Consider the following 16016-nt stretch of genomic DNA (forward strand, 5'->3'; position numbering starts at 1 on the left):
GGGTTCAGTCGACGTCCGGCGCCCCGAGTTGCGGATAGGCGTCCAGCAGCCCGGTCGGGGCCGCCTGGCGCCAGGAGTCGGCGAGGATGTCCCGCAGTTCGCCCTCGTCCTCCAGCGCGGCCAGGCGCACTCTGACCCAGGCGAAGCCCGCCTCGTGGTCGGCGATCCAGAACTTCTCGGGCTCGGCCAGAACCAGTTCGTCGCGCTCCTCCTTCGGGCAGCGCACGGCGATGGAGGTCTCGTTCTCGGGCAGCGTGGCGAACATCTTGCCCGCGACCCGGAACGTGGGCATGCTCCAGGCGATCTTCTCCGTCGTGTCCGGCAGGGAGAGGGAGATACGGCGTACGTCTTCGGCTTCCGGCATGCAACGCACCGTAGCCAATGCCACTGACAATCACCCGCTGTCGTCCGCAGTCATCCGCGGTCATCCGGCGGGAGCGCCCGCTCCCCGTGCCCGGACCGCCCGCCTACACCTCCGCGGCGGTTCCGAGCGCCTCCAGCACCGGGCGGATCAGGGGGTGTTCCTCCGCTCCCCGGCGTACGGCCGCGAAGACCCTCCGGGTGGGCGCCACTCCGTCGACCGGCCGCACGACCACCCCCGTCAGCTCCATGCCGCGCAGCGCCGAACGCGGTACGAGGGCCACGCCGGCGTCGGCAGAGGCGAGAGCCACGACCGCCCGGAAGTCGTCGGAGGAGTGTTCGAGGCGAGGCCGGAAACCGGCGTTCTCGCAGGCCAGGACGACCACCTCATGGCAGGGATTGCCGGGGTACGGCCCGATCCACGCGTCCTTGGCCAGTTCCGCCAGCGGCACCTCGTCGGCGTCGGCGAGCCGGTGGGTGACCGGGACGACCGCGTCGAAGGGCTCGGCGTAGAGGTGGACGTGGGTGAGGCGCGAGTCGTCGGCGGGCGGTGCTCCCCGGTACTCGACAGCCACCGCGACATCGACCTGCCGGTCGAGCACCATCGGCAGGCTGGCATCGCCCTCTGCGTCCTGGACGCGGACCCCGATGCCGGGGGCGGTCACGGCGAGACGGGCCAGGGCGGGAGCGACGACCAGGGCGATGCCGGTCGCGAAGGCGGCGACAGTGACCGTGCCGGCTGCGCCCGAGTCGTACGCGGCCAACTCGGCCTCAGCCCGCTCCAGTTGGGCGAGGACCAGATTGGTGTGGGCGAGCAGGATCTCGCCGGCCGGGGTCAGCCGTACCCCCTTGGCCCCACGCTCGACGAGCCGGTGGCCGGTCTCCTGCTCCAGGGCAGTGAGCTGCTGGGAGACGGCCGAGGGGGTGAGATACAGCGCGGCGGCAGCCGCCGTCACCGTCCGGTGGTCGGCCACCGCACGCAGGATGTGGAGCCGCCGCGCTTCGATCATGCGATCGATTATCCAGTACGTCCGTGACGGTATGCGCGGAGCGGAATACCCGGAGCGGTATGCCCGGGAAGGTGTCCCAGGCACCGTCCGGTCAGCCCTCCAGCTCCGCCCGGGCCGCGACGAAGGCGTCGACCGCACGGTTCACGTCCTCGGTGGAGTGCGCCGCCGACAGCTGGACGCGGATGCGGGCCTTCCCCTGCGGGACGACCGGGTACGAGAAGCCGATCACGTACACGCCCCGCTCCAGCAGCAGTTCCGCCAGCCGACCGGCCTTCGTGGCGTCACCGATCATCACGGGCGCGATGGCGTGGTCGCCGGGGAGGATGTCGAAGCCCTCCTCGGTCATCCGGCGGCGGAACAGGGCGGTGTTCTCGGCGAGCCGCGTCCGCAGGTCGTCCGCCGACTCCAGCAGGTCGAGCACCTTCAGCGAGGCGGCGGCGATCACCGGGGCAAGCGTGTTCGAGAACAGGTAAGGCCGGGAGCGCTGACGCAGCAGGGCGACGATCTCGGCGCGCGCGGCCACATAGCCCCCGGACGCACCGCCCAGCGCCTTGCCCAGGGTGCCGGTGACGATGTCCACGCGGTCCATGACGCCGTGCAGCTCGGGGGTGCCCCGGCCGCCGGGGCCGACGAAGCCGACGGCGTGCGAGTCGTCGACCATGACCATGGCGTCGTGGCGGTCGGCGAGGTCGCAGATCTCGCGCAGCGGGGCCACGTAGCCGTCCATGGAGAACACGCCGTCGGTGACGATCAGCTTCCGGCGCGCGCCGCCCTCCGTGGCCTCCTTCAGCTGCCGTTCCAGATCGGCCATGTCGCGGTTGGCGTACCGGAAGCGGCGGGCCTTGGACAGGCGGATGCCGTCGATGATCGAGGCGTGGTTGAGGGCGTCGGAGATCACCGCGTCCTCGGCGTCGAGGAGGGTCTCGAAGACACCGCCGTTGGCGTCGAAGCAGGAGGAGTAGAGGATCGTGTCCTCCTGCCCGAGGAACGCCGACAGCCGGGCCTCCAGCTCCTTGTGCACCTCCTGCGTGCCGCAGATGAACCGCACGGAGGCCATGCCGTAGCCCCAGCGGTCGAGGGCCTCGTGAGCGGCGGCGACGACCTCGGGGTGGTCGGCGAGGCCGAGGTAGTTGTTGGCGCAGAAGTTGAGCACCTCGCCGGGGCGTCCGCCCGAGGTGACGGAGACGGTCGCGGACTGCGGGCTGCCGATGACGCGCTCGGGCTTGTGCAGACCGGCGGCGCGGATCTCGTCGAGGGTGGCGCGCAGGTCGTCGCGCACGGAGTCGAACATGAGGAAGCTCCTGAAGATGTGAGGGAGTTACGTGTTCCAGTCGAGGATGACCTTGCCGCCCCGGCCGCTCGCCGCGTCCGCGAACGCGGCCTCGTGGTCGCGGTGGTCGTAGCGGCCGGTGATGACCGGGGAGAGGTCGAGGCCGCCCTCCAGCAGCACCGACATCGCGTACCAGGTCTCGAACATCTCACGACCGTAGATCCCCTTGATGGTGATCATCGAGGTGACGATCCGGGACCAGTCGACCGCGAACTCCTCGGCCGGCAGGCCGAGCATGGCGATGCGTCCGCCGTGCGTCATGTTGGCGATCATGTCCCGCAGCGCCTCGGGGCGGCCGGACATCTCCAGGCCGATGTCGAAGCCCTCACGCAGTCCGAGGGTGCGCTGGCCGTCGGCGATGGTCGCGCCGGAGACGTTCAGCGCCAGACTCGCGCCGATCTTGCGGGCCAGTTCGAGCCGTTCTTCGCTGACGTCGGTGACGACCACGTTCCGCGCCCCCGCGTGCCGGGCCACTGCCGCCGCCATCAGCCCTATCGGGCCCGCCCCCGTGATCAGGACGTCCTCGCCCACCAGCGGGAAGGACAGGGCAGTGTGCACGGCGTTGCCGAACGGGTCGAAGATCGCCGCCACGTCGAGGTCGACGGGCGCGCGGTGCACCCACACGTTGGCGGCGGGCAACGCCACGTACTCGGCGAAGGCACCATCCCGTCCGACACCGAGCCCCACCGTGGCCCGGCACAGGTGGCGGCGCCCGGCGAGGCAGTTGCGGCACCGGCCGCACACCAGGTGCCCCTCGCCGCTGACGAGGTCGCCGACCCCGATGTCGGTGACATCGCGTCCGGTCCCGACGACCTCGCCGACGAACTCGTGCCCGACCACCAGCGGCGTACGGATCGCCTGCCGCGCCCAGCCGTCCCAGGCCCGGATGTGCAGGTCGGTGCCGCAGATCCCGGTTCTGAGCACCTTGATCAGCACGTCACCGGGGCCGACCACCGGTTCCGGTACGTCCGCGAGCCACAGTCCGGGCTCCGCCTTCTTCTTGACCAGCGCCTTCAACGCAACGCTCCTGTGGGTAGGACCCCGGGGCAGGGCACGCCGAAGGAGCCCGTGGCGGGGAGAATGGTGACGTCGACGGCAGGACCGACGAGAGCGACCCTGAGAACTCGGACCTGAGAACGCGAGAACGCGAGTCGAAATCTGCCGTACGGCGGCTCCCAGGTCCATCGAGGTTTTCTTAAGCGGCGCCGCAGCTTTCCTTCACGCCGGACGACGACTGGCATATCCCCATTGGCCGGAAGAGCGACAACAGCGGCACACCTGTTGATCCGACCGGAACGATCAGCCGTATCCCTTCCGAGGAACCGCGCGAACCGACAACGGAACAGACAGCCGCGCCCCGCCGGGGGCCGCAAGGAGTCAGGAACCCGTCATGCCCGCACCGCACTTGGCGCTTCCGCCCAACGACCGGGTCCTGTCCCTGTTCACCGGCTGGACCCGGGCGCACTGGGAGGCGCTCGCAGACCGGCAGTTGGAGGCGCTGGTCCCCTATGCGACGCCGGGTCTCGCGCAGTACCGGCTGCCGGGCCGGACCTCCTCGGCGGGTGTGGTGTCGGACGGCCTGGAGGGATTCGCACGGTCGTTTCTGCTGGCCTCCTTCCGGATCGCGGGAGCGGCGGGCGAGGTGGATCCTCGTCTTGCGGAACGCTACGCGCAGGGTCTGACAACGGGCACGGACCGTGACAGCGGCGAGGCCTGGCCCGAACTCACCGACTGTTCCCAGCCGATGACCGAGGCGGCCTCCATCGCCATCGGGCTGCACGAGACCCGGCCATGGATCTGGGACCGGCTCGACGTGGACGTGCAGGAGCGGATCGTCGACTGGCTGTGGGGTTTCGTGGGGCGTCGTACCAGGGACGACAGCGGGCGGCTCTGCCAGGTGGTCGCCGAGCAGTTCCTGGCTTCCGTAGGGGCGCCGCACCGCCAGGAGGACATCGACGGCGGCCTGGACCGGATCGACGACTGGTATGTCGGCGGCGGCTGGTACAGCGACGGCGACGGCCGTACGTTCGACTACCACGTCGGCTGGGCCCTGCACCTGTATCCGCTGCTGTGGTGCCGGATGACGGGCGGCGAGGACGGCGGGCGCGGCCGGGTCCACCAGCGCCGGCTGGCCCAGTTCCTCGCCTCCTACCCGCACTTCTTCGGTGCGGACGGCGCCCCCGTCCACCAGGGCCGCTCCCTGACGTATCGTTTCGCCGCGACCGCTCCCGTCTGGCTGGGCGCGCTGGCCGAGTGCACTCCCCTGGCGCCGGGGCTGACCAGGCGGCTGGCCTCGGGCGCCGTGGCGCACTTCGTGGAGCGCGGGGTGCCCGACGAGCGCGGACTGCTGCCGCTGGGCTGGTACGGCACCTTCCTGCCGGCGACCCAGGCGCACTCGGGGCCCGGATCTCCGTACTGGTCGAGCATGGCCTTCCTGGGCCTGCTGCTGCCCCCGGAGCACTCGGTGTGGACCGCCCGCGAACGCCCGCTGCCCATCGAGGAGTCCGACCAGTACACGGCGTTGCCGGGACCGGGCTGGCTGCTGCACGGCACCCGGCACGACGGCATCGTGCGTCTCGTCAACCACGGCAGCGACCACAACCCGATGGAGGGACCCGCCGAAGACGATCCGCACTACGCCAAGTTCGGCTACTCGACGGCGACCGCACCGGAGACGGGCTCGTCGGCCTGGGAGCGGAACGTGGACGGCCACCTGGCTCTCCTCGCCCCCGACGGCACGGCGTCGCGCCGACGCAGAATCCTTCCGCTGCACTGCTCGGGGCGGGTCGCCGCGTCCCGGTACGAAGCCGAAATCCCTGGCGTGGAGGGGGAGTTCCGGGTCGAGTCGACGAGCGTGCTGCACGGTTCCTGGGAGATCCGCGTGCACCGGGTACAGGCGCCGGCCGACACGGCGGTCCGGGAGGGCGGCTACGCGGTCGCCGACACCGCCCTGCCCGAGGCGGAACGGGGTGACGGCTGGGCCCTGACCCGTACCGACTCGGGGCTGACCAGTGTGGTCGTCGCGCTGCACGGCTGGGACGAGGCCACGGGCGTGGCCCGCGAGGTCGACGCGAACGCCTTCGGCCCGCACTCGGCGACACCGTACCTCCAGCGCGCGGCCGAATCCCCGGGCGCGAGCAGGCTGTTCGTGACCCTGGTCGCGCTGACCCGGGACGCCGTGCATCCGCAGGCCCTGCGCGAGGCGGTGTCGTGCGCGGTGACGGAGGAGGGCCGCGCCCTGATCATGTTCCCGGACGGCGAAACGGTCTCCGTATGACGCCCTGCGTATGACGCCCTGCGTATGACGCTTTACGAATGACGCTCTCCGTACGGCGGAGACGCCCTTCAGAGAGGGGCCTCCCCCGGTGCGAGCTGCCCGACCAGCTCCGCCGCCATCGCCTTGATCGTCTCCAGCCCCGCCCTCCCCCAGGGCCGCGGCTCGAAGTCGGCGACGCACACCGTGCCGAGTGCCATACCCGCGTTGTCCATGAGCGGCGCGCCCAGATAGGAGCGGATGCCGAACTCGTCGACGACCGGGTTGCCCGCGAACCGCGGATAGTCGCGGACGTCCTCCAGGACGAGCGCCTTGCGCCGGACCACCACATGCGGGCAGAACCCGTGGTCGCGCGGCAGCCGGCGGCCCACCCGCGGCTTCACCCCGTCGGAGTCGGCACCGGCATCACGACCGCTGCCCGTGTCGGTATCGCCGGGGACATGGAGCCCGGCGAAGAACTGCCGCTCCTCACCGATGAAGTTGACCATCGCGTACGGCGCGCGGACCAGCTCGGCGAGGCGGTCCGCGAAGGCGTCGAGGGCGGGCTCGGCTCGTTCCCCGAAGCCCAGTCCACGCAGCCGTCGGGTGCGGGCCGGGGCTTCGTCGTCCTCGGGGGTCAGCAGCAGACGACCGGCCGGGCGGGGCGGGTCGTAGCTCATGGGCGGGCTCCCTCACTGTGGGCACTGGGTGCGGGCGCGGGCGTGTGGGCGAGCAGATGCCGTACGAGGGTGAGCAGGGTCTGCACCCCCGAACTGGAGATCCGGGCGTCGCAGCGCACGATCGGGATGTCGGGGTCGAGGTCGATGGCGGCGCGCACCTCCTCGGGGTCGTAGCGGTACGAGCCGTCGAACTCGTTGATCGCGACAATGAAGCCGAGGCCGCGCTGTTCGAAGAAGTCGACGGCCGCGAAGCAGTCCTCCAGGCGCCGGGTGTCGGCAAGGATCACCGCACCGAGCGCGCCCTCCGAGAGCTCGTCCCACATGAACCAGAACCGCTCCTGTCCGGGCGTGCCGAACAGGTAGAGGACGTGTTGCGGGTCCAGGGTGATGCGGCCGAAGTCCATCGCGACGGTGGTCTCGACCTTGTTCTCGATGCCTTCGAGGCTGTCGGTCGAGGCGCTCACCGTGGTGAGCAGTTCCTCCGTGCTGAGCGGCGCGATCTCGCTCACCGCGCCGACGAGGGTCGTCTTGCCGACTCCGAACCCTCCCGCCACCAGGATCTTCAAGGCGGTGGGGAAGGGATCAGAGCTGTCGTCGTAGTCCATCTAGCACTGCCTCCAGAAGGGACCGGTCAGTGGGTTTGTGGTAGAACTCGGGCGGTTTCGTGGTGAGTGCCCCGCAGTCGACCAGGTCGGAAAGCAGCACCTTGGTGACCGCCGCCGGCAGTTTCAGCTGGGCGGACACCTCGGCGACCGAGACGGGCACCCGGCACAGGTCGAGCGCCTCGGTGTGTTCGGGGCCGAGGTAGCCGAGAGGGGTGGCTCCGGTGGTCATCACCTGGGACATGAGGTCGAGGGCGGTAGTCGGCCGGGTCCGGCCGTTGCTGACGGTGTAGGGGCGCACGAGCCGTCCGGCCGCGTCGTCGAGCCATGGCCCGTCGCCGGCCGCCGTGACACTCAAGGCCTCATCGCCGTAGGTTCGACGGCGGCCTGCCGGGGGGCGGTCATCAGGTACGGGCGGACGCTCTTGACCAGCATCGCCATCTCGTAGCCGAGGACCGCGGCATCGGCCTCGCGCCCGGCCAGCACGGCGAGACAGGTGCCGGAGCCGGCGGTGGTGACGAACAGCAGGGTCGAGTCGAGTTCGACGACGACCTGCCGCACCTCACCGCCGTCCCCGAAGCGGACGCCCGCGCTGCGTCCGAGGGAGTAGAGACCGGAGGCCAGGGCGGCCATGTGGTCGGCGCTGTCCGGGTCGAGTCCGTGCACGGACTTGACGAGTCCGTCGCAGGACAGGAGTACCGCGCTCGTGGTGTGCGGTACGCGCTGGACGAGGCCGCTCATCAGCCAGTCGAGATCGGATACATGGCCGGTCGGCACATCGCTCGCCATGGTGGATCGACTCCTTGGGGTACGAAGGTCTGCGGGAGCGCTGGGGTGGGGGGCAGGGGTGGTGCTGCGGGTGGTCATCCGGCCGGTGCGCTCCCGTCGTGCCGGGCAGTGAGGTCCAGGTCGTGTCCGGGCGCGCGCAGCCGGTGCGCCTCGGATATGGGGGACGTGTCCATGGGCGGTACGTCCCTGGGGTGGTCCATGGCGGGCACGGCTGCATCGGTGCGGCCCGCGTCTTCGCCCGACGGGGGGACGATCACCGGCTCCGGGTGTGCGGCCTCGTACCCGGCCGGGTACGAGGACTCCGCGTACGTCGGTTCCGGGGGTGCCGGTTGTCCGGCGGGCGCCTGAGCGCGCGCCGACTTCCCGTACTCCGCCTCGTACGCCCTCTCCATCGCCGCCACGGCCGGGTCCGTGTAGTCCGACTCCAGCTGGCGCGCCTCGGCGAGCCCGATACCGCGCTGGAAGGCGGCCATGAGTCCGGGGTCGTGCGCGACGTGTTCGCTCTCCGGGCGGGGGGCCGCCGGGCCGCCGCGCAGTTGGGGCGCGATGTGCTCCTGTGCGCGGCGGCGGGGCAGTTGGGGCTTGCCCATGGTTCCGCGCACGGCGCTGTTGCGGGGGGTGGGCGGCGCCGTCACGTTCTCCGCGACGGTCCGCCGGTCGTCGGGGCGGACACCGGGCATCGCCTCCGCGGGGTTGGGCCGCTCCTGGCGGGCTCCGCGTACGGGCAGCGGTGCCGGGCCCCGGCCGTTCGGCACGGGTTCGGTGGACCGGGGGGTCTCCGGCCGCCGCCGCGTCGAGCCGCCGGGCTGGGCGCGGGGGCCGGGCGTCGAGGGCGCCGGATGCCGTCCCTCGTGTCCTGCGGCCGACGGACGCTGCCGGGGCGGCTCGGCCACCCTCCGCATGCTCCCGGTCTCGTGGGTCGGGGCCTGGGTGGGGGCCGGTGGCTGAGCCGTGGCGGGGGGACGCGACTGGGCCACACCCACGATGCCGCCCGCTGCCGTGCCCGTGCCCAGCAGCCCCTGCGGTACGACGAGCACGGCCTGCACACCGCCGTAGATGTTGGTCTGGAGGCGGACGTGGATGCCGTGCCGGCGGGCGAGCTGGGAGACCACGAAGAGGCCGATGCGGCCGTCCTGGAGCAGGCTGGCGACGTTGACCTGGTCGGGGTCGGTGAGCAGCGTGTTCATCTTGTGCTGCTCGCCCACGGGCATGCCGAGGCCGCGGTCCTCGACCTCGATGGCGAGCCCCGAGGTCACGAGGTTGGCGCGCAGCAGCACCTGGGTGTGGGGGGCGGAGAACACGGTGGCGTTCTCGACGAGTTCGGCGAGCAGGTGGATGACGTCGGCGACGGCGTGTCCGCGCAGGGTGCCGTCGATCGGGGGCACGAGTTTGACCCGCGAGTACTGCTCGACCTCCGCGATGGCCGAGCGGAGCACCTCCGTCATGGAGACCGGGTTGCTCCACTGGCGGCGCGAGACGGCGCCGCCGAGGACTGCGAGGTTCTCGGCGTGCCGACGGATGCGGGTGGCGAGGTGGTCGACATGGAAGAGGCCCTTGAGCAGGTCGGGGTCCTCGATCTCGTGTTCCAGCTCGTCGAGGATGGAGATCTCGCGGTGCACGAGGGACTGGAGGCGCCGGGCGAGGTTGACGAAGACCTCGACCTTCTGTTCGCTGCCCGTCTGGCTGGAGAGCTGCGAGGCCTGGACGACCGCGGTGAGGGCGCTGTCGTGGGCTCGGGCGAGGTCGGCTCCGAGAAGTTCGAAGTCGTCGGCGTCGGCAGCGGGTACACCCTGTGTCCTACGGGCCGGCGGTGGGTCGCCACGCCGCAGCCCCTCGACGAGGGCGCGCAGCTCCACCTCGCCGCGGGCGCTGGTGCGGCGCAGGGCGCCCAGGCGGTCGTGCACGAACCTGGCTGCGCGGTCGGCGGCCACCAGGGCGAACACGACGCCCCCGAGGGCCACGGCGATCGCCCCGGCGAGTACGGCGAACAGACTGAGCGTGGGCCGCACCCCGGTGTCGCGGACGATGAACAGGACGGCCGCGCAGGCGCTGAGGGCGACCGCGAGGGGCGGCAGCACGGCGAGCCGCATGAGCTGGGGACGTATCTGGGTCTCGGGCAGTGGGGGGACAGTACGCGCGACCGGCCGACCGTGCCGTCCGCCCTCACGGCGGTCTGCACGGGGGGCCGGTGCTCGGAGGTGAGACATCTTCGTCCTCGTACTGGTGCGTCGGGACCTGGGGACCGCGCGTCTGCGCGACCCGGGCGTGCGCCATGGCGGTGCCGGTCGAGAGCCGAAAAAAACGGCCCTGTGTTGCCCGGCGACCACTCACAGTAGTCGGCAACGCATCACGTGCGGTGGGCAGTTGACAAACTCCCCCGAACGAGGTCCCGCTCTGGTATGACATCTCGCACGGCAGACCGATAAGCCCTTCGGACGCACGTTCCCCCACCCTGTCAAATCGATCAGGGCTGGTCAGAACCAGTCACGAACAGACGGCGAGGGCCGGGGAGTCATCTGCTCCCCGGCCCTCGCCGTCCGTACGGTTGTCCGTCCGTCGTCCGTTTTCGCCCGTCGCCGTCAGCCCGCGGAAACCGCCTTGGGCTCTCCGCTGCCGTCCGCAGTTCCGCCCTGAATGTCACCGGCCGTGTCGGTCCGGGCATCGTCGACGTCAGCCGTACGAGTGATATCGCCCGTACGAGAAGCGTCGACCGCCGGCCAGCCGCCCGTCGGGAGCACGGCCACGCCCCGCCACCAGGGCTCCGAGGGGACGGTCTCGGCGGTGGGTTCGAAGGGCTCACCCGGGTGGGGCAGCGCGATCCGCGCGTCCGCCTTGCGTGCGGCGGCGATCGTGCCCTCGCCGGGGTCCGACCACGCGTGCGCCGCCAGGTTGAAGGTGCCCCAGTGGATCGGCAGCATCAGACCGCCGTCGGCCCCGCCCTGGAGGTCGAGGTGGGCGCGCATACCCTCCTCCGGGGTCATGTGAATGTCGGGCCAGAACTCGCTGTAGGCCCCGATCTGGATCATCGTGGCGTCGAACGGACCATGGTCGGCGCCGATGTCCCGGAAGCCCTCGAAGTACCCCGTGTCACCGCTGTGGTAGACGCGGTGCTCCGCACCGGCGACGACCCAGGAGGCCCACAGGGTGTGCTGGGTGTTGCGCAGGCCGCGGCCACAGAAGTGGCGGGCCGGGGTGGCGGTCAGCGTCAGGCCGCCGACCTTCGTCGACTCGTGCCAGTCCAGCTCGCGCAGCCGGTCGGCCGGGACGCCCCAGCGCTCCAGATGGGCGCCGACACCGAGCGGTACCGCGAACAGCGTGTCCGTGCCGGCCAGCGCCTTGATCGTGGGCATGTCCAGATGGTCGTAGTGGTCGTGCGAGATGACGACGACGTCGACCGGACCGAGCGCCGCCAGCGGCACGGGCACCGGATGCAGCCGCTTGGGCCCGGCGAAGGCGAACGGCGAACAGCGCTCACCCCAGACGGGGTCGAAGAGCACACGCTGTCCGTCGATCTCGGTGAGCACGCTGGAGTGGCCCATCCAGGTCAGCCGGAGACCGCTGACCGGGGGCTTCGCGAGGTCGGCGAGCGTCGTGGCGTGCACCGGCACGGTCCCGGCCGGGGCGCGGCGGACCCGGTCCTCCTTGCGCAGGGAGGACTTCGCGAACTCGAGCATGGCACCGTCGGGCCGCGGGGTACCCGGCGGATTCTGGAAGACACCGTCCGCGAAGTGCGGCGATCTACGGATCCGCGCCAGGCGCTCCCCACTCGGGTCCGCACCGAAGGCCGCGGGCCGCAGCGCGCGCAGCCCTGAGTTCGGAGAGGGGAATCCGGTCACGGTACCTCCAGGTGGAGTCGGTCAGACATTCCATTATGGTCGTCCCCTCCGACAGTCCGGCGTCGTGCGTGTGTCGGCCGGGTCATTCCAAGGAAAGACCAAAGTTCGGAACGGTGGGCGGTGCGTGCGGGGCCGATGCCCCACGGCAGCACACAACTGAACGACGAGTCAGTATATTCCCCGCATGACAACCCTCCAGGGCGCTCCCCTGCTCTCCCTCACCTGGACAGATCACCTCACCGGCCACCAGGGCTTCCTCGTCGTGGACAGACTGGTGCGGGGCGTGTCCAGCGGCGGGCTGAGGATGCGCGCGGGCTGCACTCTGGACGAGGTCGCCGGGCTGGCCCGTGGCATGACCATGAAAGAAGCCCTGCACTACAACCCCAAGGGCCGTTACATCCCGCTGGGCGGCGCCAAGGGCGGCGTCGACTGCGATCCCCAGGACCCGGCGGCGTACGGCCTGCTGGTGCGCTACCTGCGTGCGATGCGGCCGTACGTCGAGAGCATCTGGACCACGGGCGAGGATCTTGGCCTCACCCAGGACCTCGTCGACCGGGCGGCGACCGAGGCCGGTCTCGTGTCATCGATCCAGGCCGTCTATCCGCTGCTGGACGACGAGACGGTGGCCCGCGCGCGGCTCGCGGACGCGTTCGCGGTCGTGGTGGACGGCATCGGGCTCGACGAGCTGGTCGGCGGCTGCGGGGTCGCGGAGTCCGTACTCGCGGCGCTCGACCGGGCCGCGGTGCCGTACACCGGGACAAGGGTCGCCGTACAGGGGCTCGGCACGATGGGCGGGGCCACGGCACGCTTCCTCACGCGCGCGGGGCTCACGGTGGTGGCCGTCGCCGACATCAAGGGCACGATCGCCAACCCGGCGGGCCTCGACGTCGAGGCACTGCTCGCGGCCCGGGACACGTACGGCACCGTGGACCGCGCGGTGCTGCGTCCCGACGACCGTGAACTGCCGGGCGATGCCTGGCTGTCCGTGCCGGCGGAGGTGCTGGTGCCGGCGGCGGTCTCGTACGCCGTCGACACCGGGAACCAGGCGGGGATCACCGCGCGTTGGATCGTCGAGGCCGCCAACATGCCCGTGCTGCCGGAGGCCGAGGAGTTGCTCGCCGCGCGCGGCGTCGTCGTACTGCCGGACGTGGTCGTCAACTCCGGTACGAACGCCTGGTGGTGGTGGACGCTGTTCGGGGACATCGGCGCGGACGCGGAGGAGGCGTTCGCGTACACCCGACGCTCGATGCGGGCCCTGATCGACCAGGTGCTCGCGCGCGCGGGGGCCGACGGGACGACTCCGCGGGCGGCGGCGCACGCGATCGTCGAGGACCGGCTGCCGGTGATCGCGGAGCGGTTCGGGTGGTACCGGTGACGGTGTCCGGCTACGGGTGCCATCCCCGCGAACCGGCCGTATTGACGGGTATTCGCAGGGATTGACGGGGCTGCCCCGCCATCGTGTCCGGTGACGGAATAGTGTGGCCGCGTGGCAAGGGTGCGGTTGAACGTGGCCGAGCGGCGCGAGGAGTTGTTGCGGGCCGCCATCGAGCAGATCGAGGCGCGAGGCGTGGCGGCGGTGAGGATCGCCGACGTGGCCGGCGTCCTCGGGGTGAGCAACGCGCTGGTGCTGTACCACTTCTCGACCAAGGAGAAGCTCGTCGCCGCCGCGTTCCGGTACGCGGCCGAGGCCGACCTCACCCACCTGGGCAAGCTTCTCGGGCGCCGTTCCCCCGCGCTGCGCCGACTGCGGTCCGCCGTGCGCTGGTACGCACCGACCGGTCAGGCCAAGGGCTGGCGGCTGTGGATCGAGGGGTGGGCGGTGTCCCTGCGCGACCCCGCACTGCGGGAGGTCGCCGGGGACCTGGACCGGCGCTGGAAGGCCGCGATCACCGAGGTCATCGCCGAAGGGGTGGCCGCGGGCGAGTTCGAGTGCCCCGACCCCACGGGCACGGCACTGCGGCTCACGGCGCTGCTGGACGGGCTCGCCGTCCAGATGACGGCGTACGACGGGGTGTCGCGGTCGCGGGCCGAGCAGTGGGTGGACGCTGCGCTGGCCGGGGAACTGGGGTTGGAGCGGGCGGCGTTGACGTCGGGTGGGTGAGTTTCGTGGCCGTCGGCCGGGGGCTGCGCCCCCAGCCCCCCTTCGGCCCGAACGGCCTCGTCCTCAAACGCCGGACGGGCTGAAAATGTCCGCCCGGCGCTGAAAAGTGCTCACGCGACCCAGTCGATCCGGCTCTTGATGTCGACCGGTGACAGGCTCCCCTTGGCCGTCACATGATCGCCCGACGACTCACCTCGCAGGCGCCGGCCGATCCACGGGACCAGGTACTCGCGGGCCCAGTGCACGTTGTCGCGGCGGATCTCGAAGGTGCCGCGCGGAGGCAACAGCGGCCAGGGCTGGTCCGGGTCGGCCGGGATTTCGAGGCCGAGGACCTGTCCCGCGCGCAGCGCCACGCGCGTGTGCCCCTCGGGCGAGAGGTGCAGCCGGTCGCCGTCCCAGGCCCTGCGGTCCTGGATGGTCTTCAGGGACCACAGATCGAGCACGGGACAGCCGTACCGGTCGGCGATGGCCCGGAGATGTCCGTTGTACGTGGCGATCTTGCCGCGCATGTGCTTCAGCACCGGGACGTTTCGGGTGTCGAAGCCGGTCGTCACCATGACCGTGCCGACCGCCGAGGTGAGGCCGATCACCGCTCGCTCGAAGCGCTCGGCGACCTCGTCCGGGTCACTGCCGGGCCGGATGATGTCGTTGCCCCCCGCGCAGAAGGAGACCAGGTCCGGAGCCTGCTCCCTGGCGCGCGGAAGCTGCTCGGCCACGATGTGGTCGAGCAGCTTCCCGCGTACCGCGAGGTTCGTGTAGTCGAAGTCGCCCTCGGGGCGCCGGTCCGCGAGCAGTACTGCGAACCGGTCGGCCCAGCCGACGAACGACCCGTCCGGGCCGGGGTCGCCGACGCCCTCGGTGAAGCTGTCCCCCACCGCCACGTACGACCCGATCACTGCTCTGCTGTCATTCTTCGAATCGTCTGCCACATCGGCCCATGATTCACCTTCCGATGTGAGCTACGCGACCGTAGGAAGGGGTTGACTCGCGGTGAGATAAGCCACTCGTCAAGTGTTGGTCAACCCGGAATAGCGGGACGACTCGACTCGTGGACCACCTCATCGTGCGCGTGTCAGCCGACAGCGACACCCTTCGAGCGGAGGTACGCGACCGGGTCCACGTCGGAGCCGTAGTCCGGGGTGGTGCGGATCTCGAAGTGCAGGTGCGGTCCCGTCACGTTGCCGGTGGCACCCGAGAGGCCGATCTGCTGACCCTCCGTCACGCTCTGGCCGGCCGAGACGGAGAGCTGGGAGAGGTGAGCGTACTGGGCGTAGTAGCCGTCGGCGAGCTGGATGACGACCTGGTTGCCGTACGCGCCGCCCCAGCCGGCGGAGACGACGGTGCCGGCGCCGACAGCCTTGAGGGAGGTGCCGGTCGGGACGACGAAGTCGACGCCCGTGTGGTAACCGCTGGACCACATGCTGCCCGCCACGCGGTAACCGGTGCCGATGGTGGCACCGGACACGGGGAGCGTGAAGCCGCTGGCGCTGCTGGAGCCACTGGTGTCGGCGGCCTCGGTGGTCGTCGAGGTCTCGGCCGTCGCACTCTCGGTGGCCGGCTTGGACGTCTCGGTCCGGGTGGACTTCGATGAGTACGAGGACTTCGCGGAGGACGAGGAAGGCGAAGAGGTCGACGCGGCCTTCTTGCCGATCGTCAGCTTCAGACCGGGGTGGATCAGGCTCGGGTCGGCGCCGATGGCGGTGCGGTTGTCCGAGTAGAGCTTCTGCCAGCCACCGCTGACGCTCTGCTCCTGCGCGATCTTCGAGAGGTAGTCGCCGGCCTGGACCGCGTAGGTTTTGACGCTTGCCTTCTTGGCGGCGGAAGCGGCCTTTTCGGCCTTCGCCGTCTTCGCGGAAACGGAATCGGCCGTTGTGGACTTGGCTGTTTCCGAAAGCGACGACACGGACTGGGTCGCGGACTCCGCCGTGGCCGCGTGGGCGCCGGTGGCTCCCAGCAACGGCAGGGCGAGAGCCGCTCCGCCGGTTCCGGCGACGGCTATCGAGCGGGTGAATCGCTGGGACTTCGGACGGCGGTGCTTACCCTTCGCGGGCATGA

At 71.1% G+C, this 16016-nt stretch carries 15 protein-coding genes; 3 read left to right on the forward strand and 12 right to left on the reverse strand.

The window, feature by feature from the left end:
- Positions 1 to 4 precede the first annotated feature (4 nt).
- The 4 genes from G3I56_RS19965 to tdh all read right to left on the reverse strand — a co-directional run bounded on the left by G3I56_RS19965 (position 5) and on the right by tdh (position 3717).
- The gene (locus G3I56_RS19965) at positions 5 to 364 is read right to left on the reverse strand and encodes an MmcQ/YjbR family DNA-binding protein (RefSeq protein WP_164410742.1); all 360 of its coding nucleotides are present in this window, start codon (positions 362 to 364) and stop codon (positions 5 to 7) included.
- Positions 365 to 467: 103 nt separating this feature from the next.
- Complete coding sequence (locus G3I56_RS19970; protein ID WP_164410744.1) at positions 468 to 1370, reverse strand: LysR family transcriptional regulator; 903 nt, start codon at positions 1368 to 1370, stop codon at positions 468 to 470.
- Positions 1371 to 1461: 91 nt separating this feature from the next.
- A complete protein-coding gene (locus G3I56_RS19975; RefSeq protein ID WP_164410746.1) occupies positions 1462 to 2661 on the reverse strand; it encodes a glycine C-acetyltransferase in 1200 nt (399 codons plus the stop codon).
- Positions 2662 to 2688: 27 nt separating this feature from the next.
- Positions 2689 to 3717 carry an L-threonine 3-dehydrogenase gene (gene tdh / locus G3I56_RS19980; protein ID WP_164410748.1) on the reverse strand — a complete coding sequence of 343 codons (1029 nt, stop codon included), beginning with the start codon at positions 3715 to 3717 and terminating at the stop codon, positions 2689 to 2691.
- Between the two features lie 373 nt (positions 3718 to 4090).
- On the opposite strand from tdh, the gene G3I56_RS19985 reads away from it, so the two are divergent.
- The gene (locus G3I56_RS19985) at positions 4091 to 5977 is read left to right on the forward strand and encodes a DUF2264 domain-containing protein (protein ID WP_164410750.1); all 1887 of its coding nucleotides are present in this window, start codon (positions 4091 to 4093) and stop codon (positions 5975 to 5977) included.
- 68 nt (positions 5978 to 6045) lie between these two features.
- Here G3I56_RS19985 and G3I56_RS19990 read toward each other — a convergent pair whose 3' ends face one another.
- From G3I56_RS19990 to G3I56_RS20015, 6 genes are all read right to left on the reverse strand, one after another.
- Positions 6046 to 6633 (reverse strand): GAF domain-containing protein, encoded by a 588-nt coding sequence (locus G3I56_RS19990; RefSeq protein ID WP_164410752.1) that lies wholly within the window; start codon positions 6631 to 6633, stop codon positions 6046 to 6048.
- A complete protein-coding gene (locus G3I56_RS19995; protein WP_164410754.1) occupies positions 6630 to 7238 on the reverse strand; it encodes an ATP/GTP-binding protein in 609 nt (202 codons plus the stop codon). The genes G3I56_RS19990 and G3I56_RS19995 overlap by 4 nt, the downstream gene beginning before the upstream one ends.
- Positions 7216 to 7593 (reverse strand): DUF742 domain-containing protein, encoded by a 378-nt coding sequence (locus G3I56_RS20000; protein WP_164410756.1) that lies wholly within the window; start codon positions 7591 to 7593, stop codon positions 7216 to 7218. The genes G3I56_RS19995 and G3I56_RS20000 overlap by 23 nt, the downstream gene beginning before the upstream one ends.
- Positions 7590 to 8024, reverse strand: a complete 435-nt coding sequence (locus G3I56_RS20005) for a roadblock/LC7 domain-containing protein (RefSeq protein WP_164313414.1) — start codon at positions 8022 to 8024, stop codon at positions 7590 to 7592. Before G3I56_RS20005 ends, G3I56_RS20000 begins: the two co-directional genes overlap by 4 nt.
- Positions 8025 to 8098: 74 nt before the next feature.
- Positions 8099 to 10231 carry an ATP-binding protein gene (locus tag G3I56_RS20010; RefSeq protein WP_203690267.1) on the reverse strand — a complete coding sequence of 711 codons (2133 nt, stop codon included), beginning with the start codon at positions 10229 to 10231 and terminating at the stop codon, positions 8099 to 8101.
- A 372-nt stretch (positions 10232 to 10603) separates the two neighbouring features.
- Positions 10604 to 11860, reverse strand: coding sequence for an MBL fold metallo-hydrolase (locus tag G3I56_RS20015; protein WP_164410760.1), 1257 nt, complete (start codon positions 11858 to 11860; stop codon positions 10604 to 10606).
- 184 nt (positions 11861 to 12044) lie between these two features.
- Between G3I56_RS20015 and G3I56_RS20020 the strand changes: the two genes are divergently transcribed.
- Positions 12045 to 13235: a Glu/Leu/Phe/Val dehydrogenase dimerization domain-containing protein gene (locus G3I56_RS20020; RefSeq protein ID WP_164410762.1), complete on the forward strand. Its 1191-nt coding sequence runs from the start codon at positions 12045 to 12047 to the stop codon at positions 13233 to 13235.
- 111 nt (positions 13236 to 13346) lie between these two features.
- Positions 13347 to 13961, forward strand: coding sequence for a TetR/AcrR family transcriptional regulator (locus tag G3I56_RS20025; RefSeq protein ID WP_343240010.1), 615 nt, complete (start codon positions 13347 to 13349; stop codon positions 13959 to 13961).
- A gap of 110 nt (positions 13962 to 14071) precedes the next feature.
- Here G3I56_RS20025 and G3I56_RS20030 read toward each other — a convergent pair whose 3' ends face one another.
- Positions 14072 to 14857, reverse strand: a complete 786-nt coding sequence (locus G3I56_RS20030) for an SGNH/GDSL hydrolase family protein (RefSeq protein ID WP_164410988.1) — start codon at positions 14855 to 14857, stop codon at positions 14072 to 14074.
- A gap of 176 nt (positions 14858 to 15033) precedes the next feature.
- A complete protein-coding gene (locus G3I56_RS20035) occupies positions 15034 to 16014 on the reverse strand; it encodes a LysM peptidoglycan-binding domain-containing M23 family metallopeptidase (RefSeq protein WP_164410764.1) in 981 nt (326 codons plus the stop codon).
- Positions 16015 to 16016: the final 2 nt, after the last annotated feature.

The organism is Streptomyces sp. SID12488, assembly GCF_010548275.1.
Taxonomy (GTDB): Bacteria; Actinomycetota; Actinomycetes; order Streptomycetales; family Streptomycetaceae; genus Streptomyces.